Consider the following 18,362-nt stretch of genomic DNA (forward strand, 5'->3'; position numbering starts at 1 on the left):
ATCCGCCCACTCTCTCCTCTGGAGCCACCATGAGCACGACCACCCTCGGCCCGATCTGGACGCTCGTCGGCCTCATGCCCGATCACACGGGCTACAGCAGCGTCACGGACCTCCTGCTCGGCTGCGACCCGGACGTCAGCGACCCGACCTACTTCGCCGTCGCCGCGATCGCGCAGGAGGCGGAGCGGCAGCTCGTCGAGGCCGGGTACACGACCCTCGGCAACGGCGAGGTCGTCGTCACGCTGACCGCGCCTCAGTTCGGCGCCGAGGCCGTCGTCAGCGAGAACCCCGCGATGACGCCGAGCGCCATCTTCGAGCGTGCCCGCGAGGCGATCTCGACCCTCTACTGACCCGCCGCCGGGCGGGTCGACGTCGACCCGCCCGGCCCCTCCTCCCCGCCACCACGTAGAGAACGGACCCCCCATGACCCGCCGCCACACGACCGAGACCGCCGCGCAGCACCTCCTCCGCGTCGCGCACGAGCTCTACCCCGCCCGCATGACCGCGGACAAGTACGCCGACTGCCGCCTCGACGGCGAGGCGAGCCTGACCACGATCTACCGCCTCTTCGGCTCCTGGACGAATGCCGTCGCGGTCGCGAACGCGGCCCTCGGCGCCGCCTACCCGAACGTCCTGCCGACCGAGGCGACCGTGCCCGCGCCCATCGAGCAGACGCCGCCGGCGAGCGACCTCGACGAGCTGGCCGAGGAGCAGGCGCTCCTCGCCGACGTCTTCGCACGCTCGATCGCCCGCTTCCACCACCGCGTCCTCCTGGAGACCGACGACCCGACCCTGGCGCTCGACCTGACCGACCTCTACCTCTCCGCCCTGGTCGCGCACGGGGAGCACGGCGCATGACCGCCCGCGTCAAGCCGCTGACCCGGCACGCCCGCGGCGCGCAGCAGACCCTCGTCGGCAGCCTGCTCCTGCTCCGCCGGGACGCGACGCACCGGGACCGCCAGGACGTCGCCTACTTCGTCCTCGCCGGTCCGCGCGCGGCCCACTCGGCGCACTGCCTGAAGCCGCGTCGGCTCGCCCTCCACGGCCCGACGCTGCTCCGGCAGCTCGCCGCCGTGCCGCCGGGCGCCTGGACGGCGGGCTGGCTGCTCCGGGACGACGAGCACGCCGACGGTCGGCTCTGGCTCATGCCCGCGGACGACGAGGGGGAGCTCTCCGAGCACGCCGCCGCGGACGCCCGGCTGCGTCGCTGGATCTCGGAGACCGACCCGGCGCCCCGCCGCGGTCGCCGGGACCGCCGGGTCCGGCTGCGCAAGCTCGTCGACACGGCGGACCTCTGGGACGGGCTCCTCGACTACTGCTCGTCCGAGCCCATCCCGCGGACGGTGTCGCTGTGAGGCCGCGCAACCTCGCCCGGCGCCGCGAGCACGACCGCGCGGTCGTCGAGGCTGAGGAGGCGCGGGTCGCGCGCCTCGAACGAGTCCGGGCCGCCGACCCCCTCGGCGTCGACACCGCCTACAAGGCGATGCAGACGGCGGCGGCAGCCGATCCGCGCGGAACCTTCGACTGGAACACGGTCCGCGCGGCTCTCGACGCCGCCGGGGTCGTCCTCGGCGACGGCCCCGGGGAGCTCTCTCAGCGCACCCTCTCCGCCTCCTACGCCGGAGCGGTCGCCTCCCGGCGGGCCGTCTCCCTCGGCGAGACCACGACGCGCAGCCTCGGTACGCGCGGCAACTCGGACAAGCACGTCACCCTCTACCGCTGGATCGGAGCCTGACCATGACCACGACCACCCCCGCCGCGACTCCGCTCGGCGAGACCTGGAACTACACCTTCGGCGCCCTGGCTTCGGACCAGGCTGAGCAGGTCGGCCACGCCGTCGTCGCCCGCGCGCAGCACCTCGTCCGCCTCCTCTCCGAGCCGGTCCGCCGCGTCGCCCTCTACTCCACGGTCCCCGCGGAGCAGCAGGCGCTCGGGCGGCTGGCGGACGCCGCGCTGATCCTCGGCCCGAACCGCGTCCAGCTCGGCACCACCCGGGGTATCCCGGCGATCCGGCTCCGCTGGGAGGTCCGCGACCACCAGGGCCGCCGCCAGCCGTTCGCCGACCTCACCGTGACCGGGGAGGAGTACCGGGGCGTCCTCTACGACGACGGCGAAGTCCTCGACGTCGCTCACTTCTCCGGCGCGGGCGACGTCGCCGAGGCCGTTGAGTGGGCGTGCTCCGAGCTCGCCGTCCTGACCGTCCCGACCCCCTGACCACCCCGACCCCGAGAGGAGGCACTCCCGATGATCGACACACTTCCCCGGATCCGGACCGCGCAGCAGCGCTGGCTCGACACGGTCGACGCCCACGCCGGCAACGGCCGTGGGCGGGCCGGGCAGGGCTACGAGGAGCTGATCCCGGCCGGGGCGCGGCTCTTCACCCCGGACCTCACCGAGCACTCCTGGGCCGACGCCCGGCTCGCCTTCCTGGACCCCGAGCGCGTCGCCCGCCGCGTCATCGCCCTCGACCTCGGCTACCCCTGGCCGCGGGCTGCCGCCGCGGTCCGCGCGCTCCTGGACGCCGGCGGACGCCGGGACGTCTCCGCGGTCATCTGGCTGACCCACGGGCACGACGGGCCGCGCTACCTCGTCCTCCTCGACGTCCTCCGGCGGCGGTTCTGGTGACCGGCCGGATCCGGCTCAACGTCACGAAGGCGACGGGGGAGCGGCGACCGGTCGCGAAGCGCGCCGAACCGCCCCGGACGGCACCGCGAGCGCCCGCGGCGACCGCGGACCCGGACCACGCCCGCGCCGCCGCGCGCAAGGCGGCGACCCGCCGGCTCCTGGCCGGGCAGGGCCTCACGGTCACCTCGGCGACCGTGGCGCAGGTCGACCGCGCCTGGGCGCGAGCGGGACGCGAACTCCGGTGAGGACGGAGGGCGTCCCGGACAATGGGAACAGAGAGAACCGCTGCCACAGAAGGACTTCCGTAACCGTGACCGAGACGCCCTCCCTCCTCGATCTCCACTACGACCTCGTCGCCGACGTCGTCCAGCTCGCCGCCCGCCGGGTCCGCCGCCTCTACGGCGGCCCGACCGTCGAGGATCTCGCGCAGGAGGGCTGGTGCTGGGTCCTGGCGCACCCGGGCCGGCTTCGCTCGATCCTGGGCGGCATCGTCCCCGAGGAGCAGGCGACGGTCTTCCTGGCGCGCAAGCGCCTCCGGGACGGGCTGGAGGAGATCCTGCGCGGCGTCGTCGTCGCCGAGCACGCGGCCGGGAACGGCTACTCGACCAGGGACCTCGTCTGGTACCGCCGGGAGCTGGTCATGGATCTGCTCCCGGCGGTCTGGGACGACGCCTACTCCCTGGCGGCGCCGAACCGCCGCAAGCGGCACGACGACGAGGCCGGGCCGGCGGACGACGCTCCGGGCGGACGTCGGGACCCGGCGGAGCGCGGCGAGTGGCAGGCGGCCTGCCTCGACGTGCAGCGCGCCTGGCGGACCCTCGACCTGCCCGAGCACGTCGTCCGCGCCGCCCGGCTGATCGCGGAGGGGTACACGCGCAGGGAGGCGGCGAAGGCGCTTCACGTCTCCGCTTCGACCGCGCACGGCTACTACCTGGACGCGGTCGACGCCCTGGTCGTCGCCCTGAACGGCGGGCCGCACGTCCCGCGCTGGTGGGACCAGGCGAGCCGAGGCATCCCGCGTCCGGTGCGGGCCGAGTTCGAGGAGAGCGCATGACCTGGGCGGGCCGCTGGCTGGACTCGAACGTTAGCTCGGCTTCGTGTTGCGACCCTCCTCGGCCATGACGGCGCGGTAGATGTCGGCGATCTCCTCCGGTGTGGTCAAGAACCACTCCGCGCCGCCGCCACTGGCGAAGCGCCGTCCGCGCAGCTCCAAGACGCCGTGCAGCACCTTCTCCAGCGCCCCGGCACGCGGGGTGCGCAGCAACAGCGCGGTCACCGGTCGCTCCGGCATGAAGGTACGAGCGTTACCGGTGCGGCTCTCGACGGTCAGCGCGGTCCGCCCAATCTTGACGGGCCAGCGGGTATCGCCGCCCAACTCAGCGTGACGGCGGTAGATGTCGAAGTAGCAGCAGTAGACGGTCTCTGCGCCCTCTCCGAGTCGCTCCACGGAGTCAGGCATGACGTCCTCGACATCCTCGACATCCTCAGCGTTGGGCACTGGCACCAGCGCCGGGAGAGGCATCGAGGCGGCTTCGTCTGAGGATGCGTCTGTGTCGACGACCGCATAGACACCCCGCGCCGGTGTTGACACGATCCGACCCTGCTCAAGGAGCTGCTCGATCGCCTTCTTCACCTTCGAGACCGCGTTAGTACGCAACGGCCGGCCGGCGATCTGCTGCCAGGTCTCTTCGAAAGCTCGCACCATCGTGGCTCGACGCTGCGGCCCGTGCATGGTCAAGAAGTCGACGATGAAGGTGCCGGCATCGGTCGGGCCGGGCTCACCGCCGTACTGGGCGATCGTCTGGAGCACGGGAGCTACATCGGTCGTCGTCTCGGCCATCTTGACCGGTACCGCGCTTCGTGCCCGCCACGCGATGCCGTCCGCGGTGCCCCAGCCTCTCGCGCAGTTCATCCCGTGGCAGCGCCGCCGTGCCCTTCCGGAGCCTGCTTGCCGACGTCACCCGCGAGGACGTCGGCGAGGACGTCGGCGAGGACGTCGGCGAGGACGTCGGCGAGCACGAGACCTGACTCCTGATCCGGGATGCGATCCGAGAGCGGCTACCACCGTGAGCTCACTGCCTACCTGGAGCAGCGCCGCTTCGTGCAGGACGCCGGCACGGCTCTGAAGTGGGCGGGGCGCGGGTAGCTCACTTCCCGCGCCGCTCCTCGTCCTTCAGAGTCTCAGCTCGCTCAACCTCGTAGCCCATCGTGCGGACCATCGTCTCCAGCGGCTCCAGGTCGTCCTCAAAGTCGGCGAAGGCCGCGAAGGCGTCGAGAGGGCGCTCCTGTGCCTGGATCCGCGTCGGGGCCTCTCGCATCCGGCCGAGGTCCGAACCGCTCAAACTTGCAACCTGCCTACGTTGCCGCGCTGTGAGCCCGTGCGTCGCGTGCTCGTCTCCGGTCTTCGCAAGGTCGATGACCAGCTCGATGATCCGCCCGAGCCGCTCGTCCGACGTCACGTCGGCTGGGCCGAAGTAGCTTGCGAGGTAGTGCAGCCCGGCGACGACCTCCTTCCAGCGTTGGACGCTGTGTCGAGCGAGCTCCTCCTGGAGCTCTGAGAGCGACTCGAGGTTGGCTCGTGCGCGGATCGTCTCGGCGACCTGCCCGCGTAGCGACAAGCTCGCCTCAAGTAGGAGGCGGGGCGAGTCCTCGATCTCGGCGAGGAAGGGACGCAGCCCGGGGACCTCGTCGAGTGAGGTGACCTTGACCGCGATGGTCGGAAGATCGTCGAGAAGCTGCGCGGCGAGGTATAGGTAGAGCCGGACCGCTGAGTCGAGCGTCGTCGGCCGGACCTCGTCGCGATGGTGTGTCCCGTTCCGGTAGGCATGGAGCCGGCGCAGGACCCGCCCCGTCGTCGCGTCGAGCTTCTCCTCAGCCTCCAGGTAAGCGAGCTTCTCCTCGAAGAGCCGCTCGATCCGTCCCCGCTCCTGAAAGGTGAAGTCTTTCCCCTCGACCATGCGCGAAAGGCGCGTGAATGGAAAGCGCTCGATGCAGGCGGAGTAGAGGACTGACTCCGCCGCCCCATCGGCGAGGTCGAGCGCGAGTCGCTGATAGGCGACCGTCCCCTCGTCGAGGAAGCGAGCCGCTTCCCAGAGCTGGACGGCGACGCGCTCTAATCTGTCCATCGACCGCACTCTGCCACGACGACCCCGACCCCCGACAAATCGCCCCGCCGTCACGAAGCCCGAACGGTCACGAATGTTCGGTGCCTATAAGGAAGTCGAGGAGACAGCCCGTTGCCTGAGCCTGGCTCGGCCGGTCCCTCCTCCTGCTACCGCGAGCGCGTCCCCCTACGCGCGCCTTCGCGGTACCGGGGCCGGGTCGAGGCGTAGCCCTCGGGACGTTGCTGTGGTGGCCGACGTCCCGAGTCAGCCCTCCCCGGCCCCTTCAGCTCGCCACCCCTCGGCGCCGACCCGCCCGGCCGCCACCCCGGGCCGCTGCCGCACCCGACCCTCCCGCCGGCGCAGACCCCGGCCCCGGCGCGCACCCCGGCTGCCCGAGCCGCGTCCGCCGGCCCCTGGCACCCGACCGCCCGCTGCACCTGGAGGGACCGCCGTGACCTCGCCTCGGCTCGCACGACTCGTCGAGTTCGACCGCACGACGAAGGAGCTCCGGATCGAAGGGCACATCTTCCCCTTCTTCGTTGGCCCGGACGTCTCGGTCAATCACGACGGCAGCGGGCCGGCGCTCGTGACGCTGACGCTGCTCGCGGACCGTGTCGAGATCGAGACGCGCAGCGCGGCGCAGAAGCTCGACGACGACGGCGTGCCGGATGACTGGAGCGCCGCCTTCCTCGGCTGACGCGCGCTCGGTCATCGCGGCGAAGGTCATCGAGTCGATCAAGCTGGAGGAAAGTTCCGCGTGCGCGCCCGTCGTTCGTGCTCCGTCAGCGGTTGTCCGCGGCTCGCGGAGTCGCGTGGTCGCTGCGCCGAGCACGGACGGGCAGCCGACGCGGCCCGCGGGACCACGACCGCGCGGGGCTACGGCACCGCCCATGCCTACCTCCGGCGCCTCTGGGCCGTCGAAGTCGAGGCGGGGAACGTGAGCTGCGCGCGGTGCGGTCTGCATATCGCGCCGGGCTCGCCCTGGGACCTCGGTCACGACGACGAGGACCGGAGCCGGTACGTCGGGCCAGAACATCGCTCGTGCAATCGGTCGACGCGGGGACGAAGAAGTCTTCGATGAATGGAAACGGGGAGGGGGAGGACCCCTTTCTCGGGAACGTAAATGACCGGTGTCGAGGCATCTCGCAGTCCAGAGCACCTGAAAGTTACCTCTAAGCGCTGCGAGCGGAACTCACCACTCCGCCGTTACGGGCAGCGAGTCGGCGTCACTGCTCATCTCGTCCCAGGTAAGAGGAGGATTGCCGCTTGGAGCATTGGAGCAGGTGACGTTCTCTGGACACCCGTAGTAGTAGATGGCGACAAGCCGAACTGGAGTTTCTGTCGCTGCGGGGACGATGAGCTCGGCGACCCAAGTGTCTAAGGTCGGCCTCTCTGCGGGCTTAGACCGAATCCATTCAGCACGGCGGTAGTCTCCGTATGCCTCAATCACCGGGCCGTCTTCCGGGGCGGAGATCACTACAATTACTGCTCTGTCCCCGAGATTCTCCGCTGAACCCGAAATGCGAAGCGTTGTGCCATCGCCGCCAGTACTAACGACAGTAATACTTGTGATGTCAAGAAGTAGATCTTTTTGTTTTTCGGGCTCGCTGACCTCGGGGATCGGCTCAGAGGGCGCGCTGACCTCGGGGATCGGCTCAGGTAGCTGGCTCGACGCTTGTATCGGCGACTGAGAGGGCGCATCGTTATCACTTGCTGTGACCGCCGCAATTCCCGCCGCGCCGAGGACGCCGATCGTGGCGAGGGCAGCGACGAAGGTCGGCTGCCACTTCAGCATTCGTGGCTCTGGGTCACGGCGTCGCGCCATGCCGTTAATCCTCACGCCTCGCGGAGCGCTCTACAAGGCGTTCGCTCCTACTCGTCCCCATCTGGAGGTTGATCGTCGTGGCGAATCGTTCCCCGGTCGGGCTCGGTTCCGGCGGTCGCGCGCTCTGGAAGAGCGTCACGGAGGCGCACGAGCTCGACTCGACGCAGGAAGTCCAGCTCGTCGAGGCGTGCCGCGCGAAGGACCGGCTCGACAAGCTCGACGACCTGCTCCGCGGCGAGACGGAGACCTGGGTGAAGCTCGTCGTGGAGTCCGAACCGGGCGAGGCCGTCGAGGTCAGCGTCCAGGTCAACGGCGCCCTCTCGGCGGCGAACTCGACCGCGACGATCCTGAAGCAGCTCCTCGCCGCGCTGCGCCTGCCCGACGAGGTGAGCGGCAAGCGGCCCCAGCAGCGCGGGGGCGCGCGGGGCGCCTACAAGCCGACCGGAGCGGCGGCGCCGGCCCCGGGGACCGGGAAGGTCTCCAGCCTCGACCGCGCGCGAGCCCGGATGACGTCCTAGACGACCTGCTCGACCGCGTCGAAGACCCAGCGGAGCGACGTCTCGACGAGCTGCGCTTCTAGGTGCTGCTCGTAGTCACGACGGTTCCGGGTGAACTTCTCCTGGCTCTTCGGCAACAACGCTTCCACGCCGCTGGCCGAGAGCCAGACGCCGACGCCGTAGAAGGCTGGGTAGTAGGTGACGTAGACGTCCGCCGTCGACACCACGCTGACCGCCTGGTGTGTGTCGGCGCCTCGTACCCAGAGGAGCCCGCGGGCGCCGGGGATCGGGTCGAGCGGCGCGATGTTTCCGTGCCGAAGTCGAACGACCTCGGCCAGTCGGTAGAAGTGGTGAGTCGCCGCCACGATCTCGTCGACGAGTGCGAGGGGATCCGGTGCGGCCCGGACTCGAAGGATCGACGTATCGAAGCCTCGTCGGATGCCTTCGACGACCGGGTCACTCGTCACCGTTCACTTCTACCACGCGGAGTCTTTCCGGCGTCCTGAGAGAGCGGAGGTCGCCGTGCCCTTCCTCCCCGCCTTCGAGGGGCAGGTCTGCTCCCTCGGTTACGCCGTCGCGGACGCGATCGAAGCCTTCATGTGCCACGGTGAGGGCGACATTCAAGGGCAGCCGGCGCAGGTCGACGACGAGATGCTCGACCATATCGTCGAGGTCTACCGGCTCGATCCGCTGACGGGCCGCCGGGTCTACAACGAGGCGGTCCTGAGCCGGCCGAAGGGTCGCGCGAAGAGCGAGGTCGCCGCCTGGATCGCGACCGCGGAAGCGTTCCTGCCGGTCCGCTTCGACGGCTGGAACGCCGACGGGCAGCCGATCGCGCGCCGGGTCACGTCGCCGCTCGTGAAGTGCCTCACGACCGAGGAGGGGCAGGCGGGGAACACCTTCAAGACGATCGCCTTCATCGCCGGGGAGTGGGGGAAGGACAACCACCCGGAGATCTACGGCGACGCGGGCGGCGTCCGGCGCTACCAGAGCGCGAGCGCGATCTACCTGCCCGCGGGTGGCGAGGTCCGGGCCTGTACCGCCGGCGCGGCCTCGAAGGACGGCGGTCTGGAGTCGCACGTCGTCGCCGACGAGACTCACCTCTACGTCACGCGCGAGCTGCGCGAGATGTACGCGACGATCTCCCGCAACCTCGGCAAGCGGTACGACGCCGACCCGTGGCTCCAGCAGACGACGACCGCCTACCGGCCCGGGGAGCAGTCCGTCGCCGAGGAGACCCTGACGCTGTGGCGGAAGGCGGAGCTCCCCGAGACCGTCTACGTGAATCACCGCGAGGCGAAGGGTCGGATCGACCTGAAGGACGACGCGCACACCCTGGCGCAGCTCCGCTACGTCTACGGCGCGGCGGCGGACCGGATCGACCTGAACCGCAAGCTCCGCGATATGCGCGACCCGCGCGTCTGTGAGGACGACGCGACCGCGGCCCGCTACTTCCTGAACCGGGCGATCAGTACGAAGAACGCCTGGATTGCGAAGGACGTCCACGAGCGCCAGACCCGCCCCGGTGACGTCGTCGGGGCCGGCGAGTCGATCACCCTCGGCTTCGACGGTTCGCTAAACGACGACACGACGGTGCTGCGCGGCTGCCGCATGAGCGACGGCTTTCTCTTCCGGATCGGCGCCTGGCCGAAGCCGGAGGGCGCGGCCGGGATCGGCTGGGAGGTGCCGCGCTCCGACGTCCTGGCGACGATCCACGAGGCGTTCGCCCGCTACGACGTCGTCCGCGCCTTCTTCGACCCGCACGAGTGGCGAAGTGACATCGACGCTCTCGCCGACCGGTACAGCAACGACGTCGTCCGCCCGTTCGAGACCCGGCGCGAGCTCGCGATGGGCGCAGCGCTGGATCGGCTGCACTCCGGCCTCATGGTCGGCGAGATCTGGCACGACGAGGACCCGCTCGCGCACGAGCACTACGGCAACGCCTACGTCCGGATGAAGGGCTCGGCGCGGCTGGTCCGCAAGGAGCACCCGAACAGCTCGCGCAAGATCGACTCCGTCGTCGGCGACGCCCTCGCCTATGAGGCGCGAGCGGAGGCGCTGGCCGCCGGCTGGACCGAGACCCCGAAGCACTCCGGCGAGGCCGTCTTCTGGTGAGAGAGAGGTAACCCGCGTGCTGAGTCAGACAGGTGCGGTCGACGCGGCACGCGCGATCCTGGAGGGCGCCCGGACGCAGGAGGCGGAGCGGCTGGCGAAGATTGCCGCCGCGATGCGTCCGACTCGGCCAGGCTCGGAGGCGAGCTCGATCCACGTCGCCCCGGACGCCTCGCCGCTGGTCCGCAAGCTCGCGCAGAAGAGCGAGACGAACTTCCTGCCGCTCGTCCTGGACACCTTCTCGCAAGTCCTGAAGGTCGACGGCATCTACTCCTCGACCGCGCGCACGGACCGGTCCGGCGCCTGGGAGCACTGGCAGCGGAACGGGATGGACGCCCGGCAGACCGGTGTCCATCGGACCGCGCTCCAGTACGGCGTCAGCTACCTGACCGTCCTGCCCGGCGACACGGGACCGGTGATGCGCGGGCGGTCGCCGCGGTCGATGACGGCGCTGTACCAGGACCCGGCGGACGACGACTGGCCGATGCAGGCGCTCGACGTCGACCGGAGCCTCCTGAAGCTCTACGACGAGACGCACGTCTACTTCATCGGGCACGAGAACAAGCCGGCGAGCGGTCTGGCGAGCCTGTCGCCCCAGCTTCCGTCCTACCGCGACCTCCACTACATCGAGGCTCGCCGGCATGACGTCGGCGTGACGCCGATCGTCCGCTTCCGGGACCGGATGCTGCTCGACGGCGAGGAGCAGTACGGGCTCGTCGAGCCGCTCCTGAAGATTCAAGAGCGGATCAATCAGACGACCTTCGAGATGCTCGTCGCGCAATACTTCGCCGCCTTCCGGCAGCGGTACGTCATCGGCTGGGTGCCGAAGAGCGAGCAAGAGCGCTTGAAGGCGTCCGCGTCGACGATGTGGACGTTCGACAAGGACCCGGACAAGATGAAGCTCGGGGAGTTCGAGGTCACGCCGCTGACTCCCTACATCGAGAGCAAGAAGTCCGGGCTCTACGACCTCGCCGCAATCGCGCAGGTCCCGGCGCAGAACCTCGGCGTCGACGCCCTGTCGAACATCTCCGCGGAGGCGCTGGCCGCGCTGGAGGCGGGCAAGGACCGGAAGGCGGACGAGATCTCGACCTCCTTCGGGGAGTCCTGGGAGCTCGCCCTCCGGACCTGCGCCGCGCTGGCCGGGGACCGGGTGACGGCGGAGGACTTCGGCTCCGAGGTCCGCTGGAAGGACGCGACCGCGCGCTCCTTCGCGCAGACGGTCGACGGTCTCGGCAAGCTGGCGACGATGCTCGACGTCCCGAAGACGCTCCTCTGGGAGGACGTCCCGGGCTGGAGCTCGACCCGCGTCGAGCGCGCCCGGCAGCTCCGGGCGCGGGAGCAGACCGACCTCCTGGCCGCGATGGGCAGCGATCTTGGCTACGCCCCGCCGGGCTGAGCTCCGCTCGACGGAGCTGCGCACCGCCGGCGAGGCATCGGCGACCGCCGCGGTCCGCCTCTTCGGCGCCGCCGACCTCGACGACCCGGTCGCCTCCTGGCGCACCCTCGGCCCGCCGCTGGCCGCGACCGTCGAGGCCGGACAGCGGGCCGCGGTCGGGGGTGCCCGGAGCTACGTCGAGGATGTCCAGGTCGTCACGGCCCCCGACGCGACCCGCGCCGCGCGGGTCGCCGTGGACGGGCTGGTCGGCACCGCGGCGGACGGCCGGGACCTCGACGCGCTGCTCTACCGACCCTTCGCGACCGCGACCCGGGCTGTGCGGCTCGGCGCGAGCCCGCTCGACGCCCGCCGGCTGGGCGCGACGTCGCTGCATCGCATCGTGAAGACGACCGTCTCCGACACGGGCCGGGCCGCGGAGCGGCTGGAGCTCGCCGCTTTTCGGACCAGCGGCTACGTCCGGCAGGTCGAGTACCCGGCCCGCTCGCGCTGCATCGTGCTGGCCGGGAAGTGGTTCCGCTGGAACCGCGGCTTCGAGCGGCACCCGGAGTGCGACTGTGTCCACGTCCCGGCCCGCGAGGACGTCGCCGGGGACTTCACGACGGACCCGCGGGCCGCCTTTGACGCCCTCGACGCGGCGGAGCAGGAGCGCGTCTTCACCCCCGCCGGCGCCGAGGCGATCCGCGCGGGCGCGGACCCGGCGCAGGTCGTCAACGCCCGCCGGGGCGCGGCCGGACTGGCGCCCTCGTTCGGCCGCCTGACCGCCGAGGAGGTCACCAGCCTCCGCGACGGCCTCCAGCGGGGCCGGCTGAGCACGGTCACGCTCTACGGCCACCCCGCGCCCGAGACCCTCGCCCTGCTCGGCGCGACCGGCGCGCGCGTCCTGCGCACCGACCGCGACGGGGACGTCGCCGTCGCCGGGAACGGCGCCGCGCTGCGGACCCTCGTGCGCGGCTCCGACCCCGCCGACGCCGAGCGCCGCGCCCGGCACACCGCGGGGTGAGGGGTGACAGGCCGCCCGCCCGACTGTTAGCGTCGTCAACAGTTGAAGCTGCAAATTCCTCGCTCGGGGTGGTGTCCGGCGACCGCCCGGGCACCCCTGCGCCCCGTGCGGACTCGTGCAGCTCGACGCGTCCGCACCTCCCCGATCCGCCGACCGAGAGGACGCCCCCGTGCGCCTGCCCGCTCCCCTCCGCGACCTGGCCCTCCTGCTCACCCGCGTCGCCGTCGGCGTCGTCTTCGTCGCCCACGGCTGGCAGAAGCTGTCCACCAACGGCATCGAGGGCACCGCGGCGTTCTTCGACTCGGTGGGGATCCCCGCCGCGACCGCCGCCGCCTGGGTCTCCGCCCTCGTCGAGCTGGTCGGCGGCGCGGCCCTCGTCGTCGGTCTCGCCGTCCCCGTCGCCGGGCTGCTGCTGCTCGCGAACACGGTCGGCGCGTTCGTCTTCGTCCACGCCGGCTCCGGCCTCTTCGTCGACCAGGGCGGCTACGAGCTGGTCCTCGTGCTCGGCGCCGTCAGCCTCCTGCTGGCCGCCGTGGGCGCCGGGCGGTACAGCCTGGACCACCTCGTGCTGGGCCGTCGCCGCACCACCGAGCGCGTGCCCGCCTGAGACGACCACCGACCGGACAGGACCGGCTCGTGCCGCTCGCGTCACGGGCCGGTCCTGTCCGGGGCGCCTGGCAGGCTGTCGCCGTGCCCAGCAGGACCCCCAGCCGCGCCCGCGCCGCCGCCCCCGGTGTCGGGGCGCACGACGTCGTGCCCGCCCCCGTCGTCCTGCTCACCGGCGGCGAGGACCACCTCGCCGACGTCGCGCTGCAGACCCTGTTGGCCAAGCTGCGCGCCGCCCACCCCGACCTGGAGCGCACCGACGTCGCCGCGGCCGGCTACCAGGCCGGCCAGCTGGCCACCTGGACGTCCCCGTCGCTGTTCGACGAGCCGTCCCTCGTCCTCGTCGACGGCGTCGACGCCGCCAGCGACGCCTTCGTCACCGACGTCCTGGCCTACCTGCCCGCGCCCAGCGAGACCGTCGTCCTCGTCCTGCGCCACCGCGGCGGCAACCGGGCCAAGAAGGTCCTCGACGCCGCCCGCGAGGCCGGCGCCACCGAGGTCGCCTGCCAGCCGCTCAAGCGCGACCAGGACAAGGTCGACCTCGTGCTGGCCGACGTGCGCCGCGCCCGCCGCCGCATCGACGTCGAGGCCGCGCGCGCCCTGGTCGCCGCGCTCGGCGGCGACCTGCGCGAGCTCGCCGCGGGCCTCGCGCAGCTGCTGTCCGACACCGAGGGGACCGTCACCACCGCCGACGTCGAGCGCTACCACGGCGGCCGGCGCGAGGCGTCCGGCTTCGAGGTCGCCGACGCCGCCGTCGAGGGCCGCGCCGGCGAGGCCCTCGCGCTCGTGCGGCACGCGGAGGCCACCGGCGTGCCCGGCATCCTCGTCGTCGCCGCGCTCGCCGCCCGCCTGCGCCAGCTCGCCCGCGTCGCCTCCGCCGGGCGCGGGCGCAGCGCCGACGTCGCCCGCGACCTCGGCATGGCCCCCTGGCTCGTCGACAAGGCCCGCCGCGACCTGCAGGGCATGTCGCCGGAGGGCCTGGCCGAGGCCGTCCTCGCCGTCGCCGCCGCCGACCACGCCGTCAAGGGCGGCGGAGAGGACCCCCGCTACGCCCTCGAGCGCGCCGTGCGGGTCACCGCCCAGGCCCGCGAGCGCTGAGCAGCCCCCGGCCGACGCAGCGCAGGACGGGCACCCGACCCCGGACGCGACGGAGGCCGCACCCCGAGGGGGTGCGGCCTCCGTGCGGGCGCGGACGCGCGGGGCTCAGAGCCCCGCAGCGGCCTTCGCGATGGCCGACTTGCGGTTCGCGGCCTGGTTCTTGTGGATGACGCCCTTGCTGACGGCCTTGTCGAGCTTCTTGCTCGCCAGCTTCAGCGCCGTCTGCGCCTTCTCGGCGTCGCCGGCGGCCGCGGCCTCGCGGAACGCGCGCACCGCGGTGCGCAGCTCCGACTTGACGGCCTTGTTGCGCAGGCGCGCCTTCTCGTTGGTGAGGATGCGCTTCTTCTGCGACTTGATGTTCGCCACGTGCGGTGTCTTCCTGTCGTCTGAGGGGACTCGTCCAGAGGGCGGTCCGGGCACCGGGGACTCCGGCGTGGGGGTACCGGGGAGACGGTGTCGGTCCGTGACCTCCGCGCACCGGCGAAGGCGTCGTCAAGCCTAACAGCCGTCACCGCCGCTGGCGGGCCCCGGCCGCAGCCGCGAGCATCGGGACGTGAGCGGGCAGCGGGAGCCGGACGGGCGCTGGGGCGGCAGCGGCCGCTGGGTCGAGGGTGAGCGGGTCTTCGGCCCGCCCTCCGGCACGGTCGACCCCGACTGGGTCGCCGGGATGGTCGTCGACCGCGGCACCGCACCCGGCGCCGACCGGGTCGCCCTGGCGCAGGCCGTCCAGACGGCGTGGGAGGCGCGCGCCGACGGCGCCGACCGGGCCGGGCAGGAGCAGGCGCTGCGCGACGCCGGCGTGGACGCCCCCACCGCCGACGCGGTCCTCGCTGCCCTCGACGACTTCGTCGCCTCCTACGGCACGGGCTGACCCCGCTCCACCGCCGTCCAGGCACCGCCCGGCCGCCGCGCGTTTCCCCGCCCGGGGCGGGGGTAGGTCGCCCTCGTGAAACCGGTGAGCGAGCAGGTGGTCGTCGTCCTCGGCGCGTCCAGCGGGATCGGCCGCGCCACGGCGCTGGCGCTGGCCCGCGAGGGCGCGTCCGTCGTGTGCGCCTCGCGCGGCGCGGAGGCGCTGGGGACCCTGGTGCGGGAGGTGGAGGAGGCCGGCGGAACCGCGGTCGCCGTGCCCACCGACATCACCAACCCGTACGCGCTGGAGGCGCTCGTCCAGGCCGCCGAGGGCCGGTACGGGCGCGTGGACACGTGGGTCAACGTCGCCGGCGTCAGCGTCTACGGCAGCGTGCGCGACGTCCCGCTGGAGGACTTCCGCCGCGTCCTGGAGGTCAACCTCCTCGGCCACGTCGCCGCCACCAAGGCGGCCCTGCCGGCGCTGGAGCGCGCCGGCGGCGGGGTCGTCATCGGCATCGCCTCCGCAGAGGGCGCCCGCGCCGTCCCGCTGCACGCCCCCTACACGGCCTCCAAGTTCGCCCTGCGCGCCTTCTACGACGCGCTGCGGGTCGAGCTGGCGCAGGAGGGCTCGCCGGTGCGGGTGACGACCCTGCTGCCCGCCGGCATCAGCACCCCCTTCTGGGAGCGCTCGCGCAACCTCACCGGCGGGCACCTGACCAAGCCGCCGCCGCCGGTGTACGCGCCCGAGCTCGTCGCCGCGGCCGTCGTGCGCGCGGCCACCCACCCGCGCCGGGAGGTGCCCGTCGGCGGCGCCGCGTACGGGTTCATCCTCGGGCAGCGGATCAGCCCGGCGCTGACCGACGCCCTCATGAGCCTGGTGATGCGCCGCGCGCAGACCAGCGACCGGCCCGACACGGGCACCGACGTCCTGGACCGGCCCGCGCCCGGCCCCGGGCAGGTGCGCGGTGACCACCCCGGGCACGTCGCCCGCCACAGCCCCGCCACGGCGCTCGCCGCGCGGCTGCCGCGCCCGGGGGAGCTGCTGACCGCCGCGCGGGCCCGCCTGGCCCGCTGACCGCCGCGCGGGCGGGCGGGGCGGTCGCGGTCCTGCGCGGGCGGGAGCGCCCCGCCCGCGCGTGCGACGATGGACGTCCGCACCCGCTCGACGAGAGGCCGACCCCGCCCGTGTCCCCGATGGCCGCCGACGCACCGGTCCCCGCCGCGACGCCGCCGGACCGGCTGCGCAACTTCTGCATCATCGCCCACATCGACCACGGCAAGTCGACGCTGGCGGACCGGATGCTGCAGCTGACGGGCATCGTCGACGAGCGCGCCATGCGCGCGCAGTACCTCGACCGCATGGACATCGAGCGCGAGCGCGGCATCACCATCAAGTCGCAGGCCGTGCGCATGCCGTGGGGCGTCGGCGACGTCTCCTACGCGCTCAACATGATCGACACCCCCGGGCACGTCGACTTCACCTACGAGGTCTCCCGCTCGCTGGCCGCCTGCGAGGGCGCGGTCCTCCTCGTCGACGCCGCGCAGGGCATCGAGGCGCAGACCCTGGCGAACCTGTACCTCGCCATGGAGAACGACCTGGAGATCATCCCGGTCCTCAACAAGATCGACCTGCCGGCCGCGCAGCCGGAGAAGTTCGCCGAGGAGCTCGCCGGCCTCATCGGCTGCGAGCCGGAGGACTGCCTGCGCGTGTCCGGCAAGACCGGTGAGGGCGTGCCCGCGCTGCTGGACCGCATCGTCGAGCGCATCCCCTCGCCCGTCGGGGACGCCGACGCCCCCGCCCGCGCGATGATCTTCGACTCGGTCTACGACACCTACCGCGGCGTCGTCACCTACGTCCGCGTCATCGACGGCCGCCTCAGCCCCCGCGAGCGCATCGCGATGATGTCGACCAAGGCGACGCACGAGCTGCTGGAGATCGGCGTCAGCTCCCCGGAGCCGACCCCCTCCGACGGCCTCGGCGTCGGCGAGGTCGGCTACCTCATCACCGGCGTGAAGGACGTGCGCCAGTCCAAGGTCGGCGACACCGTCACCAACGCGCACAAGCCCGCCTCGACCGCGCTCGGCGGCTACCGCGACCCCAAGCCGATGGTCTTCTCCGGCCTGTACCCCATCGACGGCTCCGACTACCCGCTGCTGCGCGACGCCCTCGACAAGCTGAAGCTCAACGACGCGGCCCTGTCGTACGAGCCGGAGACCTCCGTCGCCCTCGGGTTCGGGTTCCGCATCGGGTTCCTCGGCCTGCTGCACCTGGAGATCGTCCGCGAGCGCCTCGAGCGCGAGTTCGACCTCGACCTCATCTCCACCGCCCCCAGCGTCGTCTACGAGGTGACGATGGAGGACGGCAAGACGGTCACCGTCACCAACCCCTCGGAGTTCCCCGGCGGCAAGGTCGCCGAGGTCCGCGAACCCGTCGTGCGCGCCACGATCCTCGCGCCCAGCGACTTCATCGGCGCCATCATGGAGCTGTGCCAGCAGCGCCGCGGCGACCTGCTCGGCATGGACTACCTGTCCGAGGACCGCGTCGAGATGCGCTACCAGCTGCCGCTCGCGGAGATCGTCTTCGACTTCTTCGACCAGCTGAAGTCCCGCACCCGCGGGTACGCCTCCCTGGACTACGACGTCGACGGCGACCAGGTCGCCGACCTCGTCAAGGTCGACGTCCTCCTGCAGGGCGAGCAGGTCGACGCGTTCAGCGCGATCGTGCACAAGGACAAGGCGTACGCCTACGGCGTGCAGATGGCCGGCAAGCTCAAGGAGCTCATCCCGCGCCAGCAGTTCGAGGTGCCCATCCAGGCCGCCGTCGGCGCGCGCATCATCGCGCGCGAGAACGTGCGCGCCATCCGCAAGGACGTCCTCGCCAAGTGCTACGGCGGTGACATCACCCGCAAGCGGAAGCTGCTGGAGAAGCAGAAGGAGGGCAAGAAGCGGATGAAGATGGTGGGGCGCGTCGAGGTCCCGCAGGAGGCCTTCATCGCGGCGCTGTCCTCGGACGCGGCGGGGGACAAGGCGAAGGCCAAGAAGTAGGGGTCGCTCGCGCGGTTCGCGCGGTTCGCGCGGAGGTCGCGGACGGGGTGCGGTGCGGTCCGGGGACGCCGTCTCTCCGCCCTGCGCCCGGCCTCGTGCGGCCGTCGGGCGGGGTGGACGGGCGCGGGCTCCGGACGACGGCGTCCCCGGACCGCACCGCCCTGCGGCCGGTGGTCGCCCCGACCGGTCCGGATGGGGTCGCGTC

Annotated in this window: 22 protein-coding genes; 17 read left to right on the top strand and 5 right to left on the bottom strand. The window is 72.3% G+C overall.

The genetic code is table 11. The features are described 5' to 3' along the window. The first annotated feature begins 29 nt into the window (after positions 1–29). The 7 genes from AB8M62_RS08715 to AB8M62_RS08745 all read left to right on the top strand — a co-directional run bounded on the left by AB8M62_RS08715 (position 30) and on the right by AB8M62_RS08745 (position 3,679). The gene (locus tag AB8M62_RS08715) at positions 30–350 is read left to right on the top strand and encodes a hypothetical protein (RefSeq protein ID WP_369069253.1); all 321 of its coding nucleotides are present in this window, start codon (positions 30–32) and stop codon (positions 348–350) included. 148 nt (positions 351–498) lie between these two features. After that, a complete protein-coding gene (locus AB8M62_RS08720; RefSeq protein ID WP_369069254.1) occupies positions 499–858 on the top strand; it encodes a hypothetical protein in 360 nt (119 codons plus the stop codon). After that, positions 855–1,355: a hypothetical protein gene (locus AB8M62_RS08725; protein WP_369069256.1), complete on the top strand. Its 501-nt coding sequence runs from the start codon at positions 855–857 to the stop codon at positions 1,353–1,355. The genes AB8M62_RS08720 and AB8M62_RS08725 overlap by 4 nt, the downstream gene beginning before the upstream one ends. Then, positions 1,352–1,735, top strand: a complete 384-nt coding sequence (locus AB8M62_RS08730) for a hypothetical protein (RefSeq protein ID WP_369069257.1) — start codon at positions 1,352–1,354, stop codon at positions 1,733–1,735. Before AB8M62_RS08725 ends, AB8M62_RS08730 begins: the two co-directional genes overlap by 4 nt. A gap of 2 nt (positions 1,736–1,737) precedes the next feature. Continuing rightward, complete coding sequence (locus tag AB8M62_RS08735; RefSeq protein ID WP_369069258.1) at positions 1,738–2,214, top strand: hypothetical protein; 477 nt, start codon at positions 1,738–1,740, stop codon at positions 2,212–2,214. A 30-nt stretch (positions 2,215–2,244) separates the two neighbouring features. Continuing rightward, positions 2,245–2,625 carry a hypothetical protein gene (locus tag AB8M62_RS08740; RefSeq protein ID WP_369069259.1) on the top strand — a complete coding sequence of 127 codons (381 nt, stop codon included), beginning with the start codon at positions 2,245–2,247 and terminating at the stop codon, positions 2,623–2,625. Between the two features lie 310 nt (positions 2,626–2,935). Further along, a complete protein-coding gene (locus AB8M62_RS08745) occupies positions 2,936–3,679 on the top strand; it encodes a hypothetical protein (RefSeq protein WP_369069261.1) in 744 nt (247 codons plus the stop codon). A gap of 30 nt (positions 3,680–3,709) precedes the next feature. Here AB8M62_RS08745 and AB8M62_RS08750 read toward each other — a convergent pair whose 3' ends face one another. After that, the gene (locus AB8M62_RS08750) at positions 3,710–4,435 is read right to left on the bottom strand and encodes a GIY-YIG nuclease family protein (protein WP_369069262.1); all 726 of its coding nucleotides are present in this window, start codon (positions 4,433–4,435) and stop codon (positions 3,710–3,712) included. A gap of 337 nt (positions 4,436–4,772) precedes the next feature. Continuing rightward, positions 4,773–5,750, bottom strand: a complete 978-nt coding sequence (locus AB8M62_RS08755; RefSeq protein ID WP_369069263.1) for a hypothetical protein — start codon at positions 5,748–5,750, stop codon at positions 4,773–4,775. Between the two features lie 430 nt (positions 5,751–6,180). Here AB8M62_RS08755 and AB8M62_RS08760 point away from each other — a divergent pair, with 430 nt between their 5' ends. Continuing rightward, positions 6,181–6,426: a hypothetical protein gene (locus AB8M62_RS08760; RefSeq protein ID WP_369069265.1), complete on the top strand. Its 246-nt coding sequence runs from the start codon at positions 6,181–6,183 to the stop codon at positions 6,424–6,426. 495 nt (positions 6,427–6,921) lie between these two features. Here AB8M62_RS08760 and AB8M62_RS08765 read toward each other — a convergent pair whose 3' ends face one another. Continuing rightward, on the bottom strand, positions 6,922–7,554 hold the full coding sequence (locus AB8M62_RS08765; protein WP_369069266.1) for a hypothetical protein: 633 nt from the start codon (positions 7,552–7,554) through the stop codon (positions 6,922–6,924). A gap of 77 nt (positions 7,555–7,631) precedes the next feature. Here AB8M62_RS08765 and AB8M62_RS08770 point away from each other — a divergent pair, with 77 nt between their 5' ends. Next, positions 7,632–8,072: a hypothetical protein gene (locus AB8M62_RS08770; RefSeq protein WP_369069267.1), complete on the top strand. Its 441-nt coding sequence runs from the start codon at positions 7,632–7,634 to the stop codon at positions 8,070–8,072. Here the strand turns inward: AB8M62_RS08770 and AB8M62_RS08775 are convergent. Continuing rightward, complete coding sequence (locus tag AB8M62_RS08775; protein ID WP_369069268.1) at positions 8,069–8,518, bottom strand: hypothetical protein; 450 nt, start codon at positions 8,516–8,518, stop codon at positions 8,069–8,071. The two genes, AB8M62_RS08770 and AB8M62_RS08775, sit on opposite strands and share 4 nt — an antisense overlap. 55 nt (positions 8,519–8,573) lie before the next feature. Between AB8M62_RS08775 and AB8M62_RS08780 the strand changes: the two genes are divergently transcribed. From AB8M62_RS08780 to holA, 5 genes are all read left to right on the top strand, one after another. Continuing rightward, positions 8,574–10,166 carry a terminase large subunit domain-containing protein gene (locus AB8M62_RS08780; RefSeq protein WP_369069269.1) on the top strand — a complete coding sequence of 531 codons (1,593 nt, stop codon included), beginning with the start codon at positions 8,574–8,576 and terminating at the stop codon, positions 10,164–10,166. Between the two features lie 112 nt (positions 10,167–10,278). Then, the gene (locus AB8M62_RS08785) at positions 10,279–11,559 is read left to right on the top strand and encodes a phage portal protein (RefSeq protein WP_369069270.1); all 1,281 of its coding nucleotides are present in this window, start codon (positions 10,279–10,281) and stop codon (positions 11,557–11,559) included. Next, entirely contained in the window at positions 11,537–12,559 is a 1,023-nt protein-coding gene (locus AB8M62_RS08790) for a hypothetical protein (RefSeq protein ID WP_369069271.1), read from the top strand. The genes AB8M62_RS08785 and AB8M62_RS08790 overlap by 23 nt, the downstream gene beginning before the upstream one ends. A gap of 169 nt (positions 12,560–12,728) precedes the next feature. Continuing rightward, a complete protein-coding gene (locus AB8M62_RS08795; protein ID WP_369055684.1) occupies positions 12,729–13,166 on the top strand; it encodes a DoxX family protein in 438 nt (145 codons plus the stop codon). Positions 13,167–13,249: 83 nt separating this feature from the next. Next, the gene (gene holA / locus AB8M62_RS08800; RefSeq protein WP_369069272.1) at positions 13,250–14,263 is read left to right on the top strand and encodes a DNA polymerase III subunit delta; all 1,014 of its coding nucleotides are present in this window, start codon (positions 13,250–13,252) and stop codon (positions 14,261–14,263) included. A 105-nt stretch (positions 14,264–14,368) separates the two neighbouring features. Here holA and rpsT read toward each other — a convergent pair whose 3' ends face one another. Continuing rightward, positions 14,369–14,629 (bottom strand): 30S ribosomal protein S20, encoded by a 261-nt coding sequence (rpsT, locus tag AB8M62_RS08805; RefSeq protein ID WP_369055682.1) that lies wholly within the window; start codon positions 14,627–14,629, stop codon positions 14,369–14,371. Between the two features lie 187 nt (positions 14,630–14,816). On the opposite strand from rpsT, the gene AB8M62_RS08810 reads away from it, so the two are divergent. The 3 genes from AB8M62_RS08810 (at position 14,817) to lepA (ending at position 18,157) form a co-directional block, all read left to right on the top strand. After that, entirely contained in the window at positions 14,817–15,134 is a 318-nt protein-coding gene (locus tag AB8M62_RS08810; RefSeq protein ID WP_369069273.1) for a hypothetical protein, read from the top strand. Between the two features lie 84 nt (positions 15,135–15,218). Beyond that, a complete protein-coding gene (locus AB8M62_RS08815; RefSeq protein WP_369055680.1) occupies positions 15,219–16,187 on the top strand; it encodes an SDR family oxidoreductase in 969 nt (322 codons plus the stop codon). 119 nt (positions 16,188–16,306) lie between these two features. Beyond that, a complete protein-coding gene (gene lepA, locus AB8M62_RS08820; RefSeq protein ID WP_369069274.1) occupies positions 16,307–18,157 on the top strand; it encodes a translation elongation factor 4 in 1,851 nt (616 codons plus the stop codon). Positions 18,158–18,362: the final 205 nt, after the last annotated feature.

The sequence above is a fragment of the Kineococcus terrestris genome, from assembly GCF_041020755.1.
Classification (GTDB): domain Bacteria; phylum Actinomycetota; class Actinomycetes; order Actinomycetales; family Kineococcaceae; genus Kineococcus; species Kineococcus terrestris.